Here is a 22,092-nt window from a genome sequence, read left to right as displayed (position 1 = left end):
ACGAATCAGGCTTTTGAGCGATCGACATGGCTTCGCGGTATCATTTCTGCTCCGAACTGTCAGGAAGATGAGGCTAAGGCGGGTCACGCAATTTGCGTCAAGAACGGATGGCGATCCCTAAGATCGCGCTTTTCCAACCGTTCACCCCGTCGAACCCTCAACTCATGGATTCTTTGGGAACCGGATTCGATTTCGTAAGGATTTCCGCCTAGTAAGTTGTCAGGGACTAATGACCAAGGGACGGGTCGTCTTGGACAACAAGCAAATACAGCGCGGCTGGAAAAGCCGCATGAACGCATGGTTTCCGGATCGCGAGTTTTTTATGCGCTCCCAGGGGCAGGTGCGTTTCATCACCATATCTTCGGGCGTGCAGAAGGCCGCTGCTGCGACTATCGCCCTGATCGTATTGATCTGGGCCGCATCGATGGCCGTGGCAGGATGGGCGCAATACAGCGCCAGCGCCGATCGCGAGAGCCTGATCAACCGTGAGGCCCGCGTAGCCACGTCGGAAGAGCGGCTTGCTGCCTATGGCGACAATCTCGAAGCTGTCAGCAGTGACCTCGATCGCCGGATGGAATTCATCGAAGGCGTAGCCGAATTGCTCCCGGCCGACATGAAGGTCGAGCATGTGAGCGATTCGTCGGGCGAGGCTGCAGCTACTGTAGAGAAGGTCAGCGCAGCGTTCCCTCAGGCAAGCGAACTGGCCCGGATCGAAGCGCGGCAACTCGCTGTGGTCGAAGGCCTCACTCGGTATGCGGACTGGCGTGCGAAACGTGCCGCCGCTGCTCTCAAGAAACTCGAACTCAATCCCGACGCGGTGATCCGCCGGTCCGAACAGCAGGCGATGGGTGGTCCGCTCGAAGGGCTTGCTACCGATGCGGACGGCAAGATCGATCCGCGCTTCGAACGTCTCGGCCTTTCCATGGCGCGCATGTCCGCGCTCGAGCAGGCGCTGGAAGGCGTTCCGCAGTTCGCCCCTGCCCGTAGAGACCTCATTTCTTCAGGCTTCGGCTATCGCCGCGACCCGTTCAACCGCCGGGCAGCCATGCACAAGGGCCTGGACTTCCGCGGTGCGGTCGGCACGCCGATCTATTCGGCAGCCAAGGGCCGGGTAAGCTTCGTCGGCTGGAAGGGCGGATACGGCAAAACGATCGAAATCACCCACGGCAACGGTCTCATGACCCGTTACGCCCATATGTCGAAATTTGACGCCAAGGTCGGTGATCAGGTCGACGCCGGCAAGACGATTGGCGCCATCGGCAGCACCGGTCGTTCCACCGGGCCCCATCTTCACTTCGAGGTCCGCATCAATGGCCGGGCCGTAAATCCCCGAACCTTCCTGGAGACAGCTCCTAATGTTCTCGAAGAAATCCGCCGAGCCCCAGAGCTCGACGTCAATTCCCAGTAACCCAGGACGCAACGCTCCAATGGCTTCCAAGAATAATTCGACTTTTTCCGTCCTTGGGTCGGACCTCTCGATAAAGGGTGATATCAAGGCATCGGCAGATCTGCATATCGATGGAGACGTGGAAGGCGATATCAGCTGCACCAGTCTCGTTCAGGGCGAAAGCAGCACGGTCACCGGTGCAGTTGAGGCCGAAACAGCCCGCCTCGCCGGCACGGTGGAAGGCTCGATCACAGCGCGTGAACTCGTGATCCTGAAGACTGCGAAAATCACCGGCGATGTATTTTACGATGCGCTTACCATCGAGCAAGGCGCTCAGGTTGAAGGCCGCTTTGCCCATCGCGATCCCAAGCGGAACGCGAAACCCGCAGCCCCTGAGAAAGAGACCAAGCCCGAGCTTCAGCTCGCCAACTGACGAACCGCCTCAAGATACAAGAAGGCCGCGCTGCTTCACGCAACGCGGCCTTTCTTGCGCATTGGATAAGCCTTTAATTGCAGCCAGCCAACCTCGAGAGATCAGTCCAGAACCTCCGCACGCAGTGCCTTGCGGTCGAGCTTGCCGATCATGGTTTTAGGCAGATCATCCCGCAACACGACTTGTTCTACGCGCTCGTGTTTGCCGATCCGGGAATTCAGCCAGTCACGCAGTTCCTCGGCCGTATTTTTCGCCCCGGGCTGTAGAACGACATAGGCGTAAGGACTTTCTCCGCGGTAATCGTCAGGCTGGCCGATGACGAGGACCTCCTTGACCGCTTCATGCTCGAGCAGGACATCTTCGACCTGACTCGGAAAAACCTTGAACCCTCCGACGGCGATCATGTCCTTGATCCGGTCCACGATCTCGAGAAAGCCCTCTTCGTCCATCACGGCAACGTCGCCGGTGCGAAGCCATTTCTTGCCGTCTCGTTCGACGAACGTGCCATTTCCTTGCTCGGGCCTGTTCCAATAACCCCGCATGATCTGCGGGCCGTGGACGGCAAGCTCTCCCGGCTCCCCCTTGAGTGCGAGCTTTTCCGGGTCCTCCTTATCGAGGAAGATAACTTCGGTGCCCATGATGAGCTGCCCGATGGTGCCCTTTTTCCGCTCGCCCTCATATGGGTTTGCCGAGACAACGCCCGAACTTTCGGTGAGACCGTATCCTTCGACGACCCGGATACCAGTCAAAGCTTCGAACTTGTTATGGACCGGAGCAGGCATTGGTGCCCCGCCCGATATGCACACCCTCAGTGAGGAAATGTCGGTCTTCTTCAACTTGGGATGATCGAGCAATGCCTGGAACATGGTGGGCACGCCCGGAAAACCGGTGGCCTTGTATTTCTCGATCGTCGCCAGCACCTGGCCTGCCTCGAAACGAGGAACCATCGCAATCGACGCTCCGGTGACCATAGCATGATTGAGAAGTGCCGTATTCGCAAAGACATGGAAGAACGGCAGCGCGCCCATGAAGACTTCGGCGGTAGGATCACCGAATGGATTGAGGCCCGCGACTTGCTGGGCATTGATGGCGAGTTGCGAATGGCCGAGCATTGCGCCTTTGGGCCGTCCGGTTGTGCCGCCGGTATATTGGAGCAGCGCAATATCGTTGGCCGCATCGATAGCGGGGAAGTCTACGCCCGCCGGGCTGGCCAGGAGATCCTTCCAGCCCAAGGTATTCTGCGAATAGGTGACTTTCGCAATCTTTCCGCGACCCAGCGTGCGCAGAGCCAGCCCCTTGTACCATGGGAGCATGTCCGCCAGCGAGCCGACAACGAGGGTCTCCAACTGCGATTCATCCAGCACACTCGATGCGGTTGCATGGAGTTCGGGAACATCGAGGGTAACCAGTAACCGCGTGCCGGAATCGGCCACTTGCCAGGCAAGTTCCTCGACGGTGTAGAGCGGGGAGAAGTTCACTACGACAGCACCGGCCATCATCGCCCCGTAATACGCGGAGGCGTAGATCGGGACATTCGGAAGGAAGAGACCGACACGGTCCCCCGGGGCGATACCCCTGGCAACCAGCCCTGCCGCGAACCGCCGGGCTTCTTCGAGAATTTCACTATAGGTGTAAGTCCGACCCAAGAAATGAAGGAACGGCGCATCCGGCGCATTCGCGACGGTCTGAGCCAGCAAGTCCGGCAGACTTTCTTCTTTGAACTTCGCGTCCCACGGAGTGGGATGGTGATAGGTGTAGCTACTAACATCCATGTCAATAGCATGGCCAATCCATGCGCAAACGCAAGCAAAAAGGGCGGAAGAAGCCGCTGCCTCTCCCGCCCTTCTCAAATAGGTACCGGTGATCAGACTTCGGGTGCGCCCTCGCCCGCTTTTTCAGCGGCGCGTTTAGCGGTCAGCCATGCTTCCGCTTCGGCTTCCTGTGCTGCCTCGGCCGCTGCCTTTTCATTGGCATCGCGCTCGGCACGCAGTTCTTCGATCAGCTTTTCGCGGTCGCTCGTACCGCTTGCAGCGACAGGCGCCTGCTCTTCATCCGAAACGGGAAGGTTTTTCGCTGCCTTGGCAACGACAGCGTCCAGTTCGCGCTGCGAACACAGGCCCAAGGTAACCGGATCCTTGGGCTGGATGTTCTGGATGTTCCAGTGGCTGCGCTCACGGATCGCGCCAATTGTGTTGCGCGTCGTGCCGATCAGTTTGGAAATCTGCGCATCCGAAACTTCGGGATGATTGCGGATCAGCCAGGCAATGCCATCCGGCTTGTCCTGCCGCTTCGATACAGGCGTGTAACGCGGCCCCTTCGTCCGGCTCACTGCTACCGGGGCGCGCTGCATCTTGAGGCGATATTCGCTGTCCTTCTCGCCCTTGGCAATTTCGTCCTGCGTCAATTCGCCCGAATGCAGCGGATCACGCCCGGTATATTTGCTGCCGGCAAGATCATCGGCCATTGCCTGCACTTCGAGAATGTGGAGGCCGCAGAATTCTGCGATCTGTTCGAAGGTGAGCCCGGTGTTGTCGACCAGCCAGGTAGCGGTCGCATGGGGCATCAGCGGGGTGGGTTGGTCGGCCATGAAAGTGCCTTTTCTCGTATCTGAAAATAGAAGGGCCGCCCCTCGCGGAGCGGCCGTTGCCCTTCCCATGTAGGCGAGAAGGGCGGATTCGGCAAGCAAGTAGAACATTGCCCCCTCGCCGCCGAAAGATTCCGTCAGGCAGTCAGCGATTCTCCTTCGACAACGGCAAGCCCGGCCAGAAATTGCTCGGTCGCCGCAACCCAGCTGAATTTCGCCCCGTAATCGGCGCAAGCCGCGCGATCGCAATAGAGAGCGGCATCGATTGCCCGGTCGAGATCATCTGACAGGGCACCTACCGCGTCGATAACCAGATCCTGAGGCCCGGCAACCGGGAAGGCGGCAACCGGTGTTCCGCAGGCCAGAGCCTCGATCATGACCAGCCCGAAGGTATCGGTTCGGCTGGGAAAAACGAAAACATCCGCGCCGGCATAGCAGCCAGCCAGCTCACGCCCCTCCTTGCGACCCAGGAAAAGTGTTTCGGGATAGCGGGAGCGCAGGCTTGCAAGCGCGGGGCCGTCACCGACGACCACCTTGCTCCCGGGATGGTCTGCCTCCAGAAACGCCTCGACATTCTTTTCTACCGCCACTCGGCCGACGTAGAGTTGGATGGGCCTTGGCAATTCGGCATATTCTGGCGGGGCCGGTGCATCTGGGTCGAAACAGGTCATATCGACGCCACGCGTCCAGTGATGAAGCCGGTTAAGCCCATGCGCTCGCAGTTCCTGACGAATACTTTCCGTCGCAACCAGAACGCGGCGAGACGCCCCATGGAACCACTCGATATAATGCCAGAACCAGCGGGCCGGCAGGTGTGTTCGTTTCGCGACGTAATCCGGGAATTGCGTATGGTAGGCGGTAGTGAACGGCAGCCCGGTTCGCTTGCAATACCGTCGCGCGGCAAGACCGAGAGGCCCTTCCGTTGCGATATGAATTGCATCGGGCGCGAATTCGCTAAGCTTTGCCGAGACCGCTCCGGACGGGAATAGAGCCAAGCGGATTTCGGGATAGGTAGGACACGGAAGCGAAAGAAACTGGTCCGGCGAGAGAACAAGGACTTCATGCCCCTGTTTTCTCAGAAGGTCACAGGTGGTCGTCAGCGTGCGCACCACACCATTCATTTGGGGCGCCCATGCATCGGTTACGAGCGCGATGCGTTTCGAGTGTGCAGGCGCCGGGGCAACGATGGAGCCGACCTCGGCCGGGATCACGCGGCCGCCAGCTCTCTGCCAGCAGCCGGGACCTGACGCGCGGCGACCTCTTCCGGCCAGTGCAGCAACTCCATCGTGCCATCGAAATGCTCGACCAGTGCGTTGCATCCTTCGACCCAATCCCCGTCATTGTAGTAGGAAACAATTTTGCCCTCGTGGGAGAACTCGCGGATTTCGGCGGTGTGGATATGACCGCACACCACGCCGTCGACCCCGCGCTCGCCCGCAGCCCGAGCGACTACCTCTTCATATTTGGAGATGAACTCGACGGCATTCTTGACCTTGTGCTTCGCCGCTTTGCTGATGGACCAGTACGGAAGGCCGAAAAGCTTGCGCACGCTGGCGACCCAGCCGTTGAGCTTCATCATCATGTGATAAAGAGCATCGCCGACGAAGGCGAGCCAGCGGTGGGCAAGCATGATCGTGTCGAATTCATCGCCGTGAAGAACAATCAGGCGGCGACCGTCGGCTGTATCGTGAAAGGCTGCGCGGGCTATCTCGACGCCGCCGAAATTCATGCCCGAAAACGGGCGCACCATCTCGTCGTGATTACCGGGAATATAGACGATCCGGGTTCCACGGCGCGCCCGCTTGAGAATGCGCCAGACGATATCATTATGTTCCGCCGGCCAGTAGACCTTCTTCTTCAGTCGCCAGCCATCGATGATGTCGCCGACAAGATACATCGTTTCGCTATCGGTATGGTCGAGGAAATCGATCAACAAGGCGGCGTTGCAGCCCTTGGTCCCAAGATGGACATCGCTGATCCAGATCGTGCGGTATTTGCGCCGCTCGCCAATGACGCGCTCGGGCACCGCAGGCTGGACGGGCGGAAAGCCCGCGACGTTGGGAAAATCGGAAAAATCTTTCGGCAGTTCGGTCATGGGTCATCCCCCGAAGCTCTCGGAAGATCCATGGCACGCAATTGTTACAGGCGAATCTCGCCTGGATTACGGTTTGAAGGCGTTGCTACAGTTCGGCGTCAGTCGAGATCGCGCACGCGGAGAACGATCTTGCCGATGTGGTCACCCTCCTCCATCCGCGCATGGGCAGCCGCCACATCGGTGAGGTCGAAGGTCTCGTCCATTACCGGCGCCACGGTTCGATCTTCGAATAAGGGCCAGGCATGGGTTCGGATTTCATCTCCAAGAAGAGCCTTGAATTCATCCGACCGCGGACGAAGCGTCGAACCGGTCATCGTCTGCCGTTTGCTCATCAACTTTGCCATATTGATCTCGGCTTTCGCCCCACCAAGTGCAGCGATGGTGACATGCCGCCCGTCGACCGCAAGGCAATCGAGATTGCGCTGGACGTAGTCGCCAGACACCATATCGAGAATGACGTCAGCCCCCTTGCCGGCGGTGAAATCGTTGACCTTTTCGACGAAATCCTCGGTCTTGTAATTTATCGCAAGATCCGCCCCCAAATCTTTGGCTGCTTTACACTTTTCTGCGCTCCCGGCTGTAGTGATTACTTTCAAGTCAAAGGCCTTGGCCAGCTGGATTGCCATCGTGCCGATCCCGCTTGTGCCGCCATGGACCAACAGGGTTTCGCCATCCATGGCAAAGCCACGCTCGAACACATTATGCCAGACCGTGAACAGCGTTTCGGGAATGGCAGCAGCTTCAGCCATCTCCATACCTGCAGGAACGGAAAGGCAGTGCCTTTCCTGCGCGAGGCAATATTCTGCGTAACCGCCACCGTTAACGAGGGCACAGACCTTGCGATTCAGCATTTCAGGCGCGACGCCTTTGCCGATGGCGACCACCTTGCCGGATACTTCGAGTCCCGGAATGGGTGAAGCCCCCGGTGGAGGAGGATATGAACCTTTGCGCTGGAACACATCGGGCCGATTGACCCCGGCATGGCTGACTTGGATCAGGACCTGATTTTCGCCAGGCTCAGGCAATGGCAGCTTTTCAGGGCGCAGGACTTGGGGTTCGCCTGGTTCGTCAAATCCCATGGCGGTCATATGTTCAGGTAGTTCGGTCGCCAAGAAAGCCCCCTTGATTGCCTGGAATTCGGCGTGGGAAACGGTGCATTACCCCGCAGGCGTGTTGACAGCAACCAACCTCGGTACGAATGTGCCAAAGATGGAAGAGGACGATCGTCCGCGCCCCAGAGGCGATTCCGCGAGCAAGCTCGCCACAGAAGATCTCGGACCGTATTCGCAGGACGAGCTCGATGAACGGATTGCATTACTGGAGGCTGAGATAGCCCGCGTGGAATCGCATCGTCTCAGGGCGGCCGCCCACCGGGATGCTGCCGAAGCGCTTTTCGGACGCAAGGACTAGCCGTGGCGCAGGGTCTTCAAACCCGCCACTCGGCCCCCATATTCATCTATACAGCTTTGGCTAACTTTCGCCGTTTAGGCTGCCCTTATCTCGCATTGCCGCGAGCCCTTCGGAAAAGCAGAGACACAAATGCCCAGTTTTGCCGCAAACCTTGAAAAGACCCTCCACGCCGCGCTGACCGACGCAGGCGAGCGGCGTCATGAATACGCCACGCTGGAGCATCTCCTGCTCGCGTTGATCGGCGATGAGGACGCTGCGCAGGTAATGGCGGCCTGTGGGGTCGACACGGACGAACTGATGGCGGTCGTCAAACAGTACCTCGAGCAGGAGTACCAGTCGCTGAAAAGCGAAGACGGTGCGGATCCGCAACCGACAGCGGGCTTCCAGCGGGTGATCCAGCGCGCGATCCTTCATGTCCAGTCTTCCGGCAAGGACACTGTAACGGGCGCCAATGTGCTAGTCGCCCTTTTCTCCGAGCGGGACAGCTATGCAGTCTATTTCTTGCAGCAGCAGGATATGAGCCGACTCGATGCGGTAAGTTACATCAGCCACGGCATCGGCAAGGGCGGCAAGCAAGTTGATGGCAAGTCTGCACAAGGGGTGGAAGACACTCAGGGTACAGAGCCCGGCGTGGAGAACGGCAAGAGCGATAAGAAGGAGACTGCGCTCGATCAGTTCACCGTCAATCTCAATAAGAAAGCGGAAGACGGCAAGGTCGATCCGTTGATCGGTCGCGGCCCCGAAGTCGATCGTACAGTGCAAATCCTGTGCCGCCGGTCCAAGAACAATCCGCTTTACGTGGGCGATCCCGGCGTAGGCAAAACCGCCATTGCGGAAGGTCTGGCAAGAAAAATCGTCGAAGGCGACGTACCCGAAGTTCTCGAAGAAGCGGTGATCTATTCGCTCGACATGGGCGCCCTGCTTGCAGGCACACGCTATCGGGGCGATTTCGAGGAGCGGTTGAAGCAAGTCGTCAATGAGCTTGAGGGCATGCCCGAAGCGATCCTGTTCATCGACGAAATCCATACGGTGATCGGGGCCGGCGCGACCAGCGGCGGTGCAATGGATGCTTCGAACCTGCTGAAGCCTGCGCTGTCGAGCGGGGCGATCCGCTGCATCGGGTCGACCACCTACAAGGAATTCCGCAACCACTTCGAGAAGGATCGCGCCCTCTTGCGTCGCTTCCAGAAGATCGACGTCAACGAACCTACGATCGAAGATACTGTTGCTATCCTCAAGGGTTTGCGCAGCGCCTTCGAGGATCATCACAAGGTCAAATATACGTCTGATGCGATCAAGACTGCCGTCGAACTGTCTGCGCGTTACATCAACGATCGCAAGCTTCCAGACAAGGCGATCGACGTGATCGACGAAGTCGGCGCCATGCAGATGCTGGTTCCGCCCAGCCGCCGGAAAAAGAAGATCACCTCGAAGGAAATCGAAGCGGTCATCGCGACCATGGCTCGCATCCCGCCGAAATCAGTATCCACCGACGATAAGAAGGCGCTGCAAAACCTCGATCGCGATCTCAAGCACGTCGTATTCGGGCAGGATGCCGCGGTAGACAAGCTGGCGACTGCGATGAAACTGAGCCGTGCAGGTCTGCGCGATCCGGACAAGCCGATTGGCTCGTTCCTATTCTCGGGCCCGACCGGGGTCGGTAAAACCGAAGTGGCACGTCAACTCGCCAGCATCATGGGCATCGAGCTGAAGCGTTTCGACATGTCCGAATATATGGAACGCCACAGCGTTTCGCGGTTGATTGGTGCGCCTCCCGGCTATGTCGGCTATGATCAGGGCGGACTTCTCACCGATGCCATCGACCAGAACCCGCACTGTGTTCTTCTCCTAGATGAAATCGAGAAGGCACATCCGGATCTGTTCAACATCCTGCTGCAAGTAATGGATAACGGTCGACTGACCGATCATCACGGCAAGACGGTCGATTTCCGCAATGTGGTGCTCATCATGACCACCAATGCCGGCGCATCGGACATGGCAAAACAGGGTATCGGCTTTGGTGACGTATCCAGGGAAGATGCGAGCGAGGAAGCGGTGAAGCGCATGTTCACCCCCGAATTCCGCAACCGTCTCGATGCGATCGTCCCCTTTGCTTACCTCGGCAAAAACACCGTCGCACGCGTGGTCGACAAGTTCATTCTTCAGCTCGAACTGCAACTGGCGGAACAGAATGTCGACATTCAGTTCGACAAGGAAAGCCGCGCTTGGCTGGCCGACAAGGGGTACGACAGGCTTTATGGCGCACGCCCGATGGGCCGCCTGATCCAGGAGAAGATCAAGCAACCCCTGGCCGAGGAGCTGTTGTTCGGCAAACTTGCCGACGGAGGCGAGGTCGCGGTGACGATGAAGGATGGAAAGCCCGCTTTCGAACTCACGCCGGCGCCGCCCAAGTCAAAACCCAAGAAAAAGGCGGCTAGCAGTGAAAAGCCCGATGCCGATGCGAGCGAAAGCGAGGAATCGGACGACGGCGAAAGCTAAGCGTCCGACAACCATTTATCCGAGGGGTCGACATTCGTCGGCCCCTCTTTGTATTTCGTACTGTAAAATCAGCCTTTGTCTTGCTGCCGCCCCTGATAATCCATAGGCTTGCCTTACTACAGGGTCAGGGGGTCTCATGTCGGTTCTGGAAGTTCGCAACCTCGTCAAGCAGTTCGACAACGTGCTGGCGGTTGATGACTTGTCATTCTCGGTATCGTCGGGAGAGATATTCGGTTTTCTCGGCGGCAATGGTGCTGGAAAAACCACGACGCTTCGCATGGTTCTGGACATTATCCGTCCGACGTCTGGGAAGATTACCGTTCTTGGAGGGGCTCCCGACCGACGCCAAGCCAATGCAATAGGATTCCTGCCCGAAGAACGCGGCCTCTATTCCGGCATGAGCGCAATCGACACCATCATCTATTTCGGCCGCCTGAAGGGGATGAGCACCGGCGATGCGCGTGCGCGGGGAATGGCTTTGCTTGATCGATTTGACCTCGGTGAGCGTGCGAAGAGCGATATCGGCGACATGTCGAAGGGCATGGCACAGAAGGTCCAACTCGCGACTGCGCTAGTAAACGATCCCGACCTTCTCATGCTGGACGAGCCCTTCTCTGGTCTTGATCCGGTTAACCAGGGACTTCTCGAGGATGAAATTCTGGAAGCCTCAAGCCGCGGCGCAGCAGTCATATTCTCGACCCACGTGATGCAGCATGCCGAACGGCTGTGCGATCGCCTGCTGCTCCTGCGGAAGGGCAGCAAGCGCTTCGAAGGAACCCTGTCCGAAGCTCGCGCGCAATTGCCCGCCACCATCAAGGCCGTGGCGAAAGTCGACCTCGGATCTCTACCCGGCGTGGCCTCTGCAAAACAGGTCGGGTTGGATGACGACGGATGGCCTGAATGGCGGGTCGCACTCAATCAGGGTGTGCCCGCAGGCAACGTCCTCGAACACTGCTCCTCTAACGGCATTGCCCTGCGCCGCTGGGATGAACGCAGCGCGAGCCTTCACGATATTTTCGTCCAGCTCGTTGGCGATGAGGGAGTTCAGGCATGATCAACAATGTTTTTCTCGTTGCCCGCCGCGAGATCCGCCAGATCCTTTCCATGAAAAGCTTCTGGTTAACCTTGCTCATCCTTCCAGTAGCTCTGGCACTGGGCCCATTGCTGGGAGAAAGCCTGACTGATCGTGAACCTACCCGCGTAACAGTCGTCGATCGTTCCGGAGGGGCTGCAGCCGAGGCGCTGGAGGCTCGCTTTACCGAAGATGCCGATCGCAACCAGTTACGCAGCCTATCCCGCTATGTACAACGTTATGACCTCCAGCCCGCCGACCAATCCGCGCCCTGGCTCCAGCACGATAGATGGTACACTAGGGAGGATATCGCTTCCTTCCGCGATGCGGGAGGCGTTGAAGGCGCCGTGGCTCAACTGGATCGGATCCGTCCCGAAGGAGTGCCGGAATTCGAACCCGCCACGGCGGATTATGAATTCCAGCCGACGCCTCGAAGTCTCGTGGACAAGGAAGGCCAGGAGTTTGCCAATGAAGCCCAGGCGCTTTTCGAAAGCGATAGCGACGAGGCGCCAGAAATAGTCGTGCTCGTCGGTAAGAACTATCCTGCTGACCCGCAGATAGGTCTGTTCTCGGCCAACCAGCCCAATGCGAGCTTTGTAACGGCTGTTCAGGAAACCCTTACCGGCGATCTGCGGACCCGCCTGCTCATCCAGCGGGGAATATCCGCAAACGACGCGGTGGCGATTCAATCCGCCGCGCCAGCGATTGCGGTCAGTACCCCGCCCCCCGGCGGCGGAGCCCGGGAATCGCTCTTGGTACGTTCCATTGTGCCACTCGCCTTGGCCTATATCCTGATGATGAGCCTCATGCTCTCAGGTAGCTGGATGTTGCAAGGAAGCGTCGAGGAACGATCAAACAAGCTCTTGGAATCTTTGCTGGCTTGTATCCGACCGGAAGAACTCATGTACGGAAAGCTTCTTGGTGGGCTGAGTGTCGGTCTGCTCATGCTGCTGGTCTGGGCCGGATGCGCAGCTGTGGCCGCTTATGCCACTCAGGGGGTGATTGCCGATTTGATCCGCCCCGCGCTCGAGCCAATCGCATCTCCCGGCATCATCTTGGCGATCGTCTATTTCTTTATCGCCGGCTACATTGGCATTTCGGTTATTTTCGTTGCCATCGGAGCGATGGTAGATTCGATGAGCGAAGCACAGGGCTATCTCATGCCCGTCCTGCTCGCCATTCTGTTGCCCATCACATTCCTGCTGCAGGCCATTATCGCCGGGCAGGATGGGCTTCTAGTCCAGATTCTCACCTGGGTCCCGTTGTGGACGCCGTTTGCCATTCTCGCCCGCCTCGGCATGGGGGTCGAGACATGGGTTCTGCTGGGAAGCGGGTTATTGCTCGCCATCTCGATTGTGATCGAGCTCGTTTTCTTGGGGCGGCTGTTCCGGGCGAGCCTCCTTGCGACCGGGCAGAAGCCGACATTGAAGCGTATCCTGGAGCGGTTCACTGCGAAACCGGAATGAGAAGCATGCCATTAGGCGAATCGATCTAAACTGCTGCGTTGGAGCGTGCCAGGACCGTTCATCAGGCAAGAAGCTGGTGAATATCATGTCAGATCCTCTTGCACAGGCTCCAGCTCCACTGAGGATACTATGAGAGAACTACGCGCAATCGTACTGATGACCGGACTTTCAGCTCTGATGGTTGCGCCAGCCGGCGCTTTCACGGATCCAACCAATTCGGACATCGCTCCCTACACTGCACTTTCGGGTGCCCCTATGGATGCGATCAAGCAAGCCATGGAGACAACCCATCTTGGCTTGTCTCTGCGAGTGGATCCAAAAAGCAAATCTATTGCCGGAATTGCACGGTATACTGTTCAGGCTCTGTCCGAGTTGAACGCAGTCGAATTCGACCTCGATCCGCGTTTCAAAATTACTTCCATCTCAATCGATGGTGTCGAGCTGGGATTAAGCGAATGGGGGAACGATGGCGGTAAGCTGATAATCGACCTACCTTATGCGGTTGGCAAAGCAGATTATGTCGATGTCCAAATCGCTTATGGAGGGCAGCCCCGGATCGCTCCTAATGCGCCATGGGATGGTGGCTTCGTATGGGCAAAAACCCCAGCCGGACAAGATTGGGTAGCCACTGCGGTACAGGGTACAGGCTGCGACCTTTTTTGGCCCTGCCTCGATCATCCAACCAAGCGCGTAGGCATGCTCGATCTTTCCGTAACCGTACCGGCCCCCTTGGTAGTGGCCGCAAACGGCAGGCTGTCAGGTGTGGAGCATAATGGAGAGTGGTCGACTTATCGCTGGCAGGCCAAATACCCCAACGATTATGGTGTGTCCTTGCAAATCGGTCCATACGAAACAGTCCGCACTGACTACAAGAGTCGACATGGCAATTCCTATCCCATCACGTTCTGGCACTTGCCGGGTCATCATGACCAAGCCACTCGCCTTGTAGGCGAAATGGAAGATTATCTCGATTTCTTCGAAAGCAAGATCGGACCCTATCCCTTCGGCGACGAAAAGGTAGGGGTAGCGGAGACACCCCATAAGGGCATGGAGCACCAGACGATTAATGCCTACGGCAACAAATTCGTCCTTTCTGCCGAAGGATATGACGAACTCATGCAACATGAATTCAGTCATGAGTATTTCGCGAATCAGCTAACGGGAAAACGCGTAGCAGACCTGTGGCTGCATGAAGGGCTGGGAACCTACATGCAGCCACTCTACCTCGACTGGAAAGATGGCCGCATGGCCTACAACGCAAAGATGTCGGACCTTAGAAAACGCATCGTTTCAAAGGTCCCCGTTGCTCCCGCGGTAGAGGTACAGAGCACGCTTTACGACGATAGAGAAAAAGGCTGGGGTGGAGATATTTACTATAAGGGCGCGTGGATTGCTCACACCCTTAGGTATCTAGTTGGAGATGAAGCGTTCTTCAGGTCACTCACGCGGCTAGTTTATGGGCGCGCCACTCCGAAGCCTGGAAATTTTGGACATCAAGTCGCTAGCACGGATGATTTCCAGCGAATTGTAGAAGAAGAATACGGTAGCGAGTTGAATTGGTTCTTCAATACCTACCTCCGCGAAGCTGAATTGCCGAAGTTGAGCGTCACGCGCAGCGCTTCTCGTTTAAGTTTGGTGTGGGAGACCGTGTCCGAAGACACTTTCGCGATGCCTGTCGAGATTCGTATCGAGGGAGATGTTCAAACCGTCGCAATGCCCGAAGGACACGCGACCGTCACGCTTCCATTCGTCGATGCCCACGTAACGATCGATCCTTACTCCAAGGTTTTGCGCGAGAATGAAGCTATCGGGGCCTGGTGGAGTCAGGAAGCGGCCGATCGACAGAAGAAGCAAGCGAAATAGAAGCCTGAATAGCCAGGAACAAGGCGAGCATGGCAAGACTTTAAGGGGAAGCCATGCCCGCGCCCTTTTCCTGGATCAAACCCGAACCGCACGGGATTTATATCTCCCCGGCAGATTGCTGGGTCGATCCGTCGCGAGCAGTAGACCGGGCCCTTGTCACTCACGGACATGCGGATCACGCTCGCGGAGGGCATAGAGAAACGGTCGCCACGCCCGAGACGCTCGCGATCATGGAGTTGCGTTATCGAACAGGGGCGCAGGATGAAGCCGGGGAAATTCCCCACCGCGCCGTTCCGGTTCAATATGGCGAGACAATACGATTAAAAGGCGGCGTCGACGCTACCTATATTCCCGCTGGCCATGTTCTCGGCAGCGCACAGATATTACTCGAACATGGCGGCGAGCGGGTGATTATTACGGGCGATTACAAACGCCGCGAGGATCCTACCTGTCCGCCTTTCGAAGTCACTTCCTGCGATGTGTTCATCACCGAGGCAACTTTCGGCCTGCCTGTTTTTTGCCATCCCCCCATCGAAGAAGAGATGGAGAAACTCCTCGAGCGCCTATTGGCTTATCCCGATCGCTGCGTGCTTGTTGGCGCCTATGCGCTCGGCAAGGCACAGCGCGTTATCGCTGAACTTCGCGGGGCAGGACATCATCAGCCCATCTATCTCCATGGCGCGATGGAAAAGATGTGCAGGCTGTACGAAGATCACGGGGTAAACCTCGGTGAGCTTCGGCTAGTAGCCGACTATACAAAGGATGATATGCGCGGTCATATCGTCATTTCTCCGCCTTCCGCGCTCAATGATCGCTGGAGCCGGCGCTTGCCCGATCCTATCACTGCCATGGCCAGCGGCTGGATGCGTGTTCGCCAGCGGGCCCGGCAACGCAATGTGGAGCTGCCGCTGGTCATCTCTGACCACGCGGATTGGGGTGAATTGACCCGCACCATCAAGGAGGTGGATGCGCAGGAGAACTGGATTACCCACGGGCGCGAGGATGCTTTGCTGCGGTGGTGCCAGCTTCATCAGCGTAAAGCACGCGCCCTCGCGATGGTGGGATATGAGGACGAGGACGATTAGCCGGTGGAAGAGTTCGCCCGCCTGATCGACGCCCTCGTCTACACGCGCTCGCGCAACGAAAAGCTGCGCCTGATCGCGGAATATCTCCAGCAGACGCCCGATCCGGATCGAGGGTGGGCCCTAGCCGCTCTGTCCGACGGTCTGGATTTCCCAGCCGTGAAAAGCTCCACCATCCGCAATCTTCTGAAGGATCGGATCGATCCCGTTCTCTGGACGCTGAGCAGGGACTTCGTCGGCGATACGGCCGAAACTGCCAGCCTGCTCTGGCCAGCACCGGATCACCCACCATCGCCCCCGACGATGAGCGAGACGATCGAGTTGCTTTCGGCCATGAATCGAAAGTCGGTCCTCGAGGAATTGCCGAAGCTGCTCGACCGCCTGGATCCTTCGGGGCGCTATGCCCTGCTCAAACTTGCGACAGGGGGAATGCGGATCGGCGTATCCTCGCGTCTTGCGAAGACTGCATTCGCCCAGGCTTTTGAAGTGTCCGTAGATGAGGTCGAGGAATATTGGCACGGACTCTCCCCGCCCTACGCAGATCTCTTTTCATGGGCCGCGGACGGATCCGCCCCGCCCGATATCGAAAACTTGCCGACCTTCCGGCCATTCATGCTCGCTCATCCGTTAGAGGAGACAATCGTCGACCTCCAGGACTACGCGGCGGAATGGAAGTGGGACGGGATACGCGTGCAGCTTGTGAGAGCCGGTGGAGAGACCCGACTGTTCTCACGTTCAGGCGACGATATTTCCGGGACGTTTCCGGAATTCTTGGATGCTTTGCCCATGAATGCCGTCCTCGACGGTGAGTTACTTGTTCGCGGCAATACACAGGGTGGCGATGCCGGGGGAGCGGCCAGCTTCAACGCGCTTCAGCAGAGACTGGGCCGCAAGTCCGTTTCGAAAAAGATGCTGCAGGAATATCCTGCATTCATACGGCTCTATGATGCCCTACTGATCGAGGGTGAAGATGTGCGCCCCCTTCCGTGGGCAACGCGGCGCATCCGGCTTGAAACTCTGGCGTCGCGCCTTCCCGATACTCATTTCGACTTGAGTTCCGTTGTGGAAGCCACTGATTTCGATGACCTTTCACGGATTCGAGAGAGCAGTCGCGAAGACGCCATCGAAGGTCTGATGCTCAAACGCAAGGACAGCCCCTATATCGCCGGGCGACGCGTCGGATACTGGTACAAATGGAAACGCGATCCACTGCTGATCGATTGTGTGCTCATGTATGCGCAGCGGGGCAGCGGCAAGCGGTCGAGCTTCTTTTCGGACTACACCTTCGGCTGCTGGGACGGGGATCCCGATGGGGGGGCCGATCTGTTGCCGGTCGGCAAGGCCTATTCGGGCTTCACCGACGAAGAGCTCAAGAAACTAGATAAGCATGTGCGCCAGAACACCGTTAATCGTTTTGGCCCCGTGCGCGAGACCGACAAGACTCTGGTATTCGAGGTAGCCTTCGACAGCGTTCATGAAAGCAAGCGGCACAAATCGGGGTTGGCAATGCGCTTCCCGCGTATTCACCGTATTCGGTGGGATAAGCCCCCGCATGAGGCTGACCGAATAGAGTCCTTGAGGGCGTTAATCGCCGATTGAGTTCATTAGTCAGCAGATTGACCGGCTGTGCGCCAACCTAGATATCTATCCTGAACGACTTATCGCGAGCGGTGTCGCCCCGTATGAGCTGACAGCGCGATTTCGCGACCCCGTAGGCTAACGCGAGCATTTCGCAGAGCGCACGGTTGGCTGCCCCGTCCTGAGGCTTGGCGCGTGTCTTTATTACCAGTCGGCCTTCTTCGATCTTCATTGCATCTTGCCGCGCTCCGGGCGTTGCTTTTACGCGGACACGCCCCTCGCAATCGAGAAGCGCGTGCAATTCGGCACGATCGGGAAACTCAGCTACGGAGCGCTTCATCGACGGCGCTCGAATGCAATTTCGCGTTTTCGGCGTAGTGGGCCACCCCCATACGCATGCCCGCGATGGCGGCCTCGGTCAGGTCTTTCAGCTTTTTGGCCGGCCGGCCCGCCCAGAGCTCCCCTTCTCCCATAACCTTACCTTCGGTCAGCATCGCACCCGCCGCCAGCATAGCATCGCTTGCGACCACAGCCTTATTCATCGCGATCGCGCCGAGGCCGACGAAGCCGCGGTTTTCGATCCGACACCCGTGAATCATGGCCATATGTCCAATGAGGACATCGTCGCCAATGACGAGCGGGCTGCCGTCAGGATCGCCGGGACGTTCCGGATCGCAATGAAGCACGCTGCCATCCTGCACATTGGTCCGTTCACCGATGACGATGCGGCTGACGTCTGCGCGAAGGACGCAGTTGTACCAGATGGAACTGCCTGCCCCGATGGTAACGTCCCCAATGATGGTGCAGCCAGGCGCGATAAAGGCACTCTCGTGGATTACCGGTGACTTGCCGTTGATCGGAATGATATTGACGCCGGGATGGCTCTTCACGGCTGACTCTCCCATTGCTGTTTCGTCAGACTATAGAGGATGGTGCGGCGATCAGCCGGAGGAAAGGCAGGATCGTCGAAATCGAGGTCTGCCCTTCGGGTCATGCCAAGCTTTTCCATCAGCCTCCAACTAGGTTCGTTGGATGTGCTGGTCAGCGCGACAACGTGTGGGGCCCCTACTCTGAGGAACGCCCATTCAAGGATCGCCCGCATGGCTTCTTCGGCATAGCCGCGACGCCAGCGATCTTCGCGGATCAGCCAGCCGATCTCGTGATCGCCCACGTTTTTAGCCAGTTCGTTATCGACGAGTTTCATTCCCGCGTGGCCGACGAATTCGCCGCTTTCCTTTTCGATCAGAAAAAGAAAGCTGAAGCCGTAACGCGCCTGAAGCTGCATGCTCTTCGCGTGCTTCGCTTCGATCTCTTGCAGTTCCTTCGGCCCGCCCAATCTCTCCATAACCGCAGGGCTATTGAGCAGTTGATACTGAAGTTCTGCATCGCCTTCCCCGATCGTTCGCAGGACTAGCCGCTCGGTTTCAGCGATGATGTCAGGCATGAAGCCCTCGCCACGCTTCGCGTGCGATAGAATGTACGATGATCGTATCATCTCCAAAATCCGAATTGGGGAAATCGAGATCCTCGCGCCGCGTCATGCCAAGTCGCTTCATCAGCCCCCAACTCGCGCTGTTCGGAGCGACTGTAAGCGCAATCACTTGATCGACTTCGAAGCGCTTAAATGCGATGTCGAGAGCCGCGGCGGCAGCTTCCTTGGCATAGCCATGGCCCCAGACATCTTCGCGAAGGCGCCAGCCGACCTCCATTTCACCCAAAGGTCCGCCCTGCTGGTTAGACCTTTTCAGGCCACAGAATCCGAGGATGACGCCATCGTCCTTGCGCTCGACAGCCCAGAAAGTATGTCCATGATCTTGTTGATAAGTCAGCAGTCTCTGCTGTGCGGCCGAGCGCTTGGCGTCATCGCAAACACCGCCGAGCCATTCCATGACGGCAGGCGTATTGGTTGCTTGCCAGAACGGTTCCCAGTCGCTGTCCTGCCAGTCGCGCAGCAAAAGGCGATCAGTTTCGTAACGGAATTCAGCCATTGAGGAGCCGCGCGGCAAGCGGAGCATGGTAACTGAGAATTCCCGAGCATCCGGCACGCTTGAATGCGATCAGCTTTTCCATGAGAAGCGCCTCGCGATCCGCAATCCCGGCGGCCGCGCCGGCTTCGATCAAGGCGTATTCGCCGCTGACCTGATAGGCGTAGACCGGCACGCCGAATGTTTCTTTCGCGCGCCAGATCACGTCCAGATAAGCAAGCCCGGGCTTCACCATCACACTGTCGGCCCCCTCGGCAATGTCCATCGCGATTTCACGAAGCGCTTCGTCGCCGTTCGCCGCGTCCATCTGATAACTCTTCTTGTCGCCCTTTAGCAGTCCGCTTGAGCCGACCGCATCGCGGAAAGGCCCGTAGAACGCGGACGCATATTTCGCCGCATAAGCCATGATTTGAACATTCGGCTTACCGTTCATCTCGAGAGCCATGCGGATTGCCTTCACGCGGCCGTCCATCATGTCTGATGGGGCAACGATGTCGGCGCCCGCTTCGGCTTGCGTGACTGCCTGATCGACCAGAATTGCCACCGTGTCGTCGTTCAGTACATACCCGTTGTCATCGATGAGTCCGTCCTGACCATGGCTGGTATAGGGATCGAGCGCTACGTCCGTGAGAATGCCGATATCGTTTCCGCAGGCGTCACGGATAGCCCGGATGGCACGACACATCAGATTGTCAGGGTTGAGAGCTTCATCCCCGCGGTCGCTGCGCTTTTCCGCAGGTGTATTGGGGAAAAGCGCGACGCATGGAATGCCCAGCTCCACAGCCTCGCGAGCCCGTTTGACAATGCCATCGACCGACCAGCGCGATACGCCAGGCAGGCTGGTTACCGGTTCTTCGATGTCATTTCCGCCAGTAACGAAAAGCGGCCAAATCAGATCTGCCGGGGTCAGAATGGTCTCTCGAACCATCGCCCTGCTCCAACTATGGGCTCGGCTACGGCGCAAACGGGTGGCGGGATAAGCTGCATTGATCATGCAGCGAGGCATTGCCGTAAAGCGGCGATCTACGCAATCCGCGGGTCTGTCAGCCTATCTCACGCGGGCGGTCGAGCTTGTCGATTTCTCGAGCAGGTGCTTCGGCGGCAGACTCTTCCGCGGTAGGCGCCAGATCGGCCAGGGCCGCTCCTTCTTCCACTTCTTGCAGGATGCCCAACGCGCTCCTGAAGCGTTCCAGCTCCGGACCGGAAAGCTGTTTGCGCGTTACAAAGCTGACCGACGCGGGGTTGATGGCACGGCCACCCTGATACATTTCGTAATGAAGATGCGGTCCGGTGGAGAGGCCAGTCGACCCGACATAGCCTATGACCTGACCACGCCGTACCGAGGCCCCGCGGTTCACCGCGATGCGGCTCATATGACAATAGCGCGTGTCTATACCATTGGCATGGCGAATGCGGACAGCATTGCCGCAGCCACCCATTCGGCCAGCACCGATAATGCGGCCATCCGTAACCGCCACAATAGGCGTGCCATGCCGCGCCTTGAAATCGACGCCTGAATGCATTCGCTTGTATCCCAGGATGGGATGCCGGCGCATGCCGAAGCTCGAGCTCATCCGGCCTGGCACCGGCGCCACAAGACCGCCCTTCTCCTCGCCGACACCCTTGGCATCGTAAAAATCGCCGTCCGCGCCCCACCGCATCAGCTGCAAGCTTCCCCGTCCGCCGCGTTCCAGCCCGGCGAAGAGCAATTGTCCGGCCTGCCGTTCGCCGGTGGCCGCCCGGCGGTGGGAAACAATCATGTCGAAAGTATCCGAAGCCTGCACTTCACGCTGGACATCGACCTGGCTGCCCAGAGCCTTGAGATAAGCCTGAACAGCGCTGGCGGGGGCTCCCGCAGCGCGTGCGGACCGATAGAGACTGTCTCCCACGGTTCCGCGGATTCGCAGCGGCGTTTCGTCTACTCTGATCGTGCGGCGAGTGAGGTTGAGTGCGCCGCCCGGTTGCAATCGGTCGACCTTCAGTTCGAGGTCGAAGCGGGCCCTGAAGCTCAGCTTCTCCAAGGGCCGTTGCGCGCCCGGTTCTGGACGACGCCCCAAGGTAATATCGATCTGAGTACCCGGCTCCAGTTCTTCGAGCGGTACTGCCCTGCCTATCAACGATGCAACATTATCTGCCTCGTCACCCCCAAGCCCGGCACGGCGGAGCATTCGGTCCAAGCTGTCGCCGCGGCCAAGCGTGGCCAGCATCTGCATCTGCGGGCGTTCGGGAGCTTCAGCCAGCGGGCGGACCAACGCAGTAGGACCCATCTTTCGGCCCGTATCCGCACCGAGTGCCAAGGGCATGATCACTTGGCTGCGATATTCGCTGCGTATCGCTGCGTCGTTCGGCAGGGGTGATGCTGCTTCTAGGGGTGCGAAATCCGGCCAGAATGCCAGGGCAACGACCGATAGCCCGACAAGTGTTCCAAGACCCCTGAACCAGCGGCGTGATCCAATATCCGCACCCAGATCGGGCGCAATATCGAAGCTTTCGATACGCGAATAGACTTTCTGTCGAAGTGACTGCTTTCCTGAAGGACGCGCGGCTTCGCCTCTGGCCGCAGAGATCTCAGTAGCAGCTTCACCTGCGAGATTTTCATTCGCGCAAAGGTTCACCGTTACCCCTCGTCCATTTGGCC

At 58.3% G+C, this 22,092-nt stretch carries 20 protein-coding genes; 9 read left to right on the top strand and 11 right to left on the bottom strand.

Annotated features, from left to right (window positions below; all coding sequences use genetic code 11):
- Positions 1 to 289 precede the first annotated feature (289 nt).
- On the top strand, positions 290 to 1,408 hold the full coding sequence (locus tag ACYQ0G_RS09260) for a M23 family metallopeptidase (RefSeq protein WP_460101877.1): 1,119 nt from the start codon (positions 290 to 292) through the stop codon (positions 1,406 to 1,408).
- 19 nt (positions 1,409 to 1,427) lie between these two features.
- The gene (locus ACYQ0G_RS09255) at positions 1,428 to 1,820 is read left to right on the top strand and encodes a bactofilin family protein (protein WP_460101875.1); all 393 of its coding nucleotides are present in this window, start codon (positions 1,428 to 1,430) and stop codon (positions 1,818 to 1,820) included.
- A 101-nt stretch (positions 1,821 to 1,921) separates the two neighbouring features.
- Here ACYQ0G_RS09255 and ACYQ0G_RS09250 read toward each other — a convergent pair whose 3' ends face one another.
- From ACYQ0G_RS09250 to ACYQ0G_RS09230, 5 genes are all read right to left on the bottom strand, one after another.
- Positions 1,922 to 3,592, bottom strand: a complete 1,671-nt coding sequence (locus ACYQ0G_RS09250; RefSeq protein WP_460101873.1) for a long-chain-fatty-acid--CoA ligase — start codon at positions 3,590 to 3,592, stop codon at positions 1,922 to 1,924.
- Positions 3,593 to 3,684: 92 nt separating this feature from the next.
- Positions 3,685 to 4,407, bottom strand: coding sequence for a DUF1013 domain-containing protein (locus tag ACYQ0G_RS09245; protein ID WP_460101871.1), 723 nt, complete (start codon positions 4,405 to 4,407; stop codon positions 3,685 to 3,687).
- Positions 4,408 to 4,541: 134 nt separating this feature from the next.
- Complete coding sequence (locus tag ACYQ0G_RS09240; RefSeq protein ID WP_460102827.1) at positions 4,542 to 5,525, bottom strand: glycosyltransferase family 4 protein; 984 nt, start codon at positions 5,523 to 5,525, stop codon at positions 4,542 to 4,544.
- A gap of 86 nt (positions 5,526 to 5,611) precedes the next feature.
- Positions 5,612 to 6,499, bottom strand: coding sequence for a UDP-2,3-diacylglucosamine diphosphatase (locus ACYQ0G_RS09235; RefSeq protein WP_460101870.1), 888 nt, complete (start codon positions 6,497 to 6,499; stop codon positions 5,612 to 5,614).
- 98 nt (positions 6,500 to 6,597) lie between these two features.
- Positions 6,598 to 7,611 carry an NAD(P)H-quinone oxidoreductase gene (locus ACYQ0G_RS09230; RefSeq protein WP_460101868.1) on the bottom strand — a complete coding sequence of 338 codons (1,014 nt, stop codon included), beginning with the start codon at positions 7,609 to 7,611 and terminating at the stop codon, positions 6,598 to 6,600.
- A 10-nt stretch (positions 7,612 to 7,621) separates the two neighbouring features.
- On the opposite strand from ACYQ0G_RS09230, the gene ACYQ0G_RS09225 reads away from it, so the two are divergent.
- The 7 genes from ACYQ0G_RS09225 (at position 7,622) to ACYQ0G_RS09195 (ending at position 17,490) form a co-directional block, all read left to right on the top strand.
- On the top strand, positions 7,622 to 7,909 hold the full coding sequence (locus tag ACYQ0G_RS09225) for a DUF1192 domain-containing protein (RefSeq protein ID WP_460101866.1): 288 nt from the start codon (positions 7,622 to 7,624) through the stop codon (positions 7,907 to 7,909).
- A gap of 129 nt (positions 7,910 to 8,038) precedes the next feature.
- Positions 8,039 to 10,408, top strand: coding sequence for an ATP-dependent Clp protease ATP-binding subunit ClpA (gene clpA / locus ACYQ0G_RS09220; protein ID WP_460101864.1), 2,370 nt, complete (start codon positions 8,039 to 8,041; stop codon positions 10,406 to 10,408).
- Between the two features lie 136 nt (positions 10,409 to 10,544).
- The gene (locus tag ACYQ0G_RS09215) at positions 10,545 to 11,462 is read left to right on the top strand and encodes an ABC transporter ATP-binding protein (RefSeq protein ID WP_460101863.1); all 918 of its coding nucleotides are present in this window, start codon (positions 10,545 to 10,547) and stop codon (positions 11,460 to 11,462) included.
- Complete coding sequence (locus tag ACYQ0G_RS09210; RefSeq protein ID WP_460101861.1) at positions 11,459 to 12,946, top strand: ABC transporter permease; 1,488 nt, start codon at positions 11,459 to 11,461, stop codon at positions 12,944 to 12,946. The genes ACYQ0G_RS09215 and ACYQ0G_RS09210 overlap by 4 nt, the downstream gene beginning before the upstream one ends.
- Before the next feature lie 156 nt (positions 12,947 to 13,102).
- On the top strand, positions 13,103 to 14,809 hold the full coding sequence (locus tag ACYQ0G_RS09205) for a M1 family metallopeptidase (RefSeq protein ID WP_460101859.1): 1,707 nt from the start codon (positions 13,103 to 13,105) through the stop codon (positions 14,807 to 14,809).
- A 53-nt stretch (positions 14,810 to 14,862) separates the two neighbouring features.
- Positions 14,863 to 15,894 carry a ligase-associated DNA damage response exonuclease gene (locus ACYQ0G_RS09200; protein ID WP_460101857.1) on the top strand — a complete coding sequence of 344 codons (1,032 nt, stop codon included), beginning with the start codon at positions 14,863 to 14,865 and terminating at the stop codon, positions 15,892 to 15,894.
- A 3-nt stretch (positions 15,895 to 15,897) separates the two neighbouring features.
- A complete protein-coding gene (locus tag ACYQ0G_RS09195; protein WP_460101855.1) occupies positions 15,898 to 17,490 on the top strand; it encodes a cisplatin damage response ATP-dependent DNA ligase in 1,593 nt (530 codons plus the stop codon).
- Between the two features lie 37 nt (positions 17,491 to 17,527).
- Here ACYQ0G_RS09195 and ACYQ0G_RS09190 read toward each other — a convergent pair whose 3' ends face one another.
- From ACYQ0G_RS09190 to ACYQ0G_RS09165, 6 genes are read right to left on the bottom strand one after another with little or no spacing between them, the layout of a single operon-like run.
- Complete coding sequence (locus tag ACYQ0G_RS09190; RefSeq protein ID WP_460101853.1) at positions 17,528 to 17,809, bottom strand: DUF167 domain-containing protein; 282 nt, start codon at positions 17,807 to 17,809, stop codon at positions 17,528 to 17,530.
- Positions 17,790 to 18,374: a gamma carbonic anhydrase family protein gene (locus ACYQ0G_RS09185; protein ID WP_460101851.1), complete on the bottom strand. Its 585-nt coding sequence runs from the start codon at positions 18,372 to 18,374 to the stop codon at positions 17,790 to 17,792. The genes ACYQ0G_RS09190 and ACYQ0G_RS09185 overlap by 20 nt, the downstream gene beginning before the upstream one ends.
- Positions 18,356 to 18,913 (bottom strand): GNAT family N-acetyltransferase, encoded by a 558-nt coding sequence (locus ACYQ0G_RS09180; RefSeq protein ID WP_460101849.1) that lies wholly within the window; start codon positions 18,911 to 18,913, stop codon positions 18,356 to 18,358. The genes ACYQ0G_RS09185 and ACYQ0G_RS09180 overlap by 19 nt, the downstream gene beginning before the upstream one ends.
- Positions 18,906 to 19,457 (bottom strand): GNAT family N-acetyltransferase, encoded by a 552-nt coding sequence (locus ACYQ0G_RS09175; RefSeq protein ID WP_460101848.1) that lies wholly within the window; start codon positions 19,455 to 19,457, stop codon positions 18,906 to 18,908. The genes ACYQ0G_RS09180 and ACYQ0G_RS09175 overlap by 8 nt, the downstream gene beginning before the upstream one ends.
- On the bottom strand, positions 19,450 to 20,448 hold the full coding sequence (gene hemB / locus ACYQ0G_RS09170; RefSeq protein WP_460101846.1) for a porphobilinogen synthase: 999 nt from the start codon (positions 20,446 to 20,448) through the stop codon (positions 19,450 to 19,452). Before hemB ends, ACYQ0G_RS09175 begins: the two co-directional genes overlap by 8 nt.
- A gap of 49 nt (positions 20,449 to 20,497) precedes the next feature.
- The gene (locus ACYQ0G_RS09165) at positions 20,498 to 22,069 is read right to left on the bottom strand and encodes a M23 family metallopeptidase (RefSeq protein ID WP_460101844.1); all 1,572 of its coding nucleotides are present in this window, start codon (positions 22,067 to 22,069) and stop codon (positions 20,498 to 20,500) included.
- Positions 22,070 to 22,092 lie beyond the last annotated feature (23 nt).

It is taken from the genome of Qipengyuania triglochinis (genome assembly GCF_054655615.1).
Note: the sequence above shows the minus strand (reverse complement) of the source record. Positions and strands in the feature narration are given on the sequence as shown.

Bases quoted from the DNA above. Each gene is read 5' to 3' on its own strand.
- ACYQ0G_RS09260 (WP_460101877.1), top strand. From the start codon at position 290: ATGAACGCATGGTTTCCGGATCGCGAGTTTTTTATGCGCTCCCAGGGG.
- ACYQ0G_RS09255 (WP_460101875.1), top strand. From the start codon at position 1,428: ATGGCTTCCAAGAATAATTCGACTTTTTCCGTCCTTGGGTCGGACCTC.
- ACYQ0G_RS09250 (WP_460101873.1), bottom strand. From the start codon at position 3,592: ATGGATGTTAGTAGCTACACCTATCACCATCCCACTCCGTGGGACGCG.
- ACYQ0G_RS09245 (WP_460101871.1), bottom strand. From the start codon at position 4,407: ATGGCCGACCAACCCACCCCGCTGATGCCCCATGCGACCGCTACCTGG.
- ACYQ0G_RS09240 (WP_460102827.1), bottom strand. From the start codon at position 5,525: ATGAATGGTGTGGTGCGCACGCTGACGACCACCTGTGACCTTCTGAGA.
- ACYQ0G_RS09235 (WP_460101870.1), bottom strand. From the start codon at position 6,499: ATGACCGAACTGCCGAAAGATTTTTCCGATTTTCCCAACGTCGCGGGC.
- clpA (WP_460101864.1), top strand. From the start codon at position 8,039: ATGCCCAGTTTTGCCGCAAACCTTGAAAAGACCCTCCACGCCGCGCTG.
- ACYQ0G_RS09215 (WP_460101863.1), top strand. From the start codon at position 10,545: ATGTCGGTTCTGGAAGTTCGCAACCTCGTCAAGCAGTTCGACAACGTG.
- ACYQ0G_RS09210 (WP_460101861.1), top strand. From the start codon at position 11,459: ATGATCAACAATGTTTTTCTCGTTGCCCGCCGCGAGATCCGCCAGATC.
- ACYQ0G_RS09205 (WP_460101859.1), top strand. From the start codon at position 13,103: ATGACCGGACTTTCAGCTCTGATGGTTGCGCCAGCCGGCGCTTTCACG.
- ACYQ0G_RS09200 (WP_460101857.1), top strand. From the start codon at position 14,863: ATGCCCGCGCCCTTTTCCTGGATCAAACCCGAACCGCACGGGATTTAT.
- ACYQ0G_RS09190 (WP_460101853.1), bottom strand. From the start codon at position 17,809: ATGAAGCGCTCCGTAGCTGAGTTTCCCGATCGTGCCGAATTGCACGCG.
- ACYQ0G_RS09185 (WP_460101851.1), bottom strand. From the start codon at position 18,374: ATGGGAGAGTCAGCCGTGAAGAGCCATCCCGGCGTCAATATCATTCCG.
- ACYQ0G_RS09180 (WP_460101849.1), bottom strand. From the start codon at position 18,913: ATGCCTGACATCATCGCTGAAACCGAGCGGCTAGTCCTGCGAACGATC.
- ACYQ0G_RS09175 (WP_460101848.1), bottom strand. From the start codon at position 19,457: ATGGCTGAATTCCGTTACGAAACTGATCGCCTTTTGCTGCGCGACTGG.
- hemB (WP_460101846.1), bottom strand. From the start codon at position 20,448: ATGATCAATGCAGCTTATCCCGCCACCCGTTTGCGCCGTAGCCGAGCC.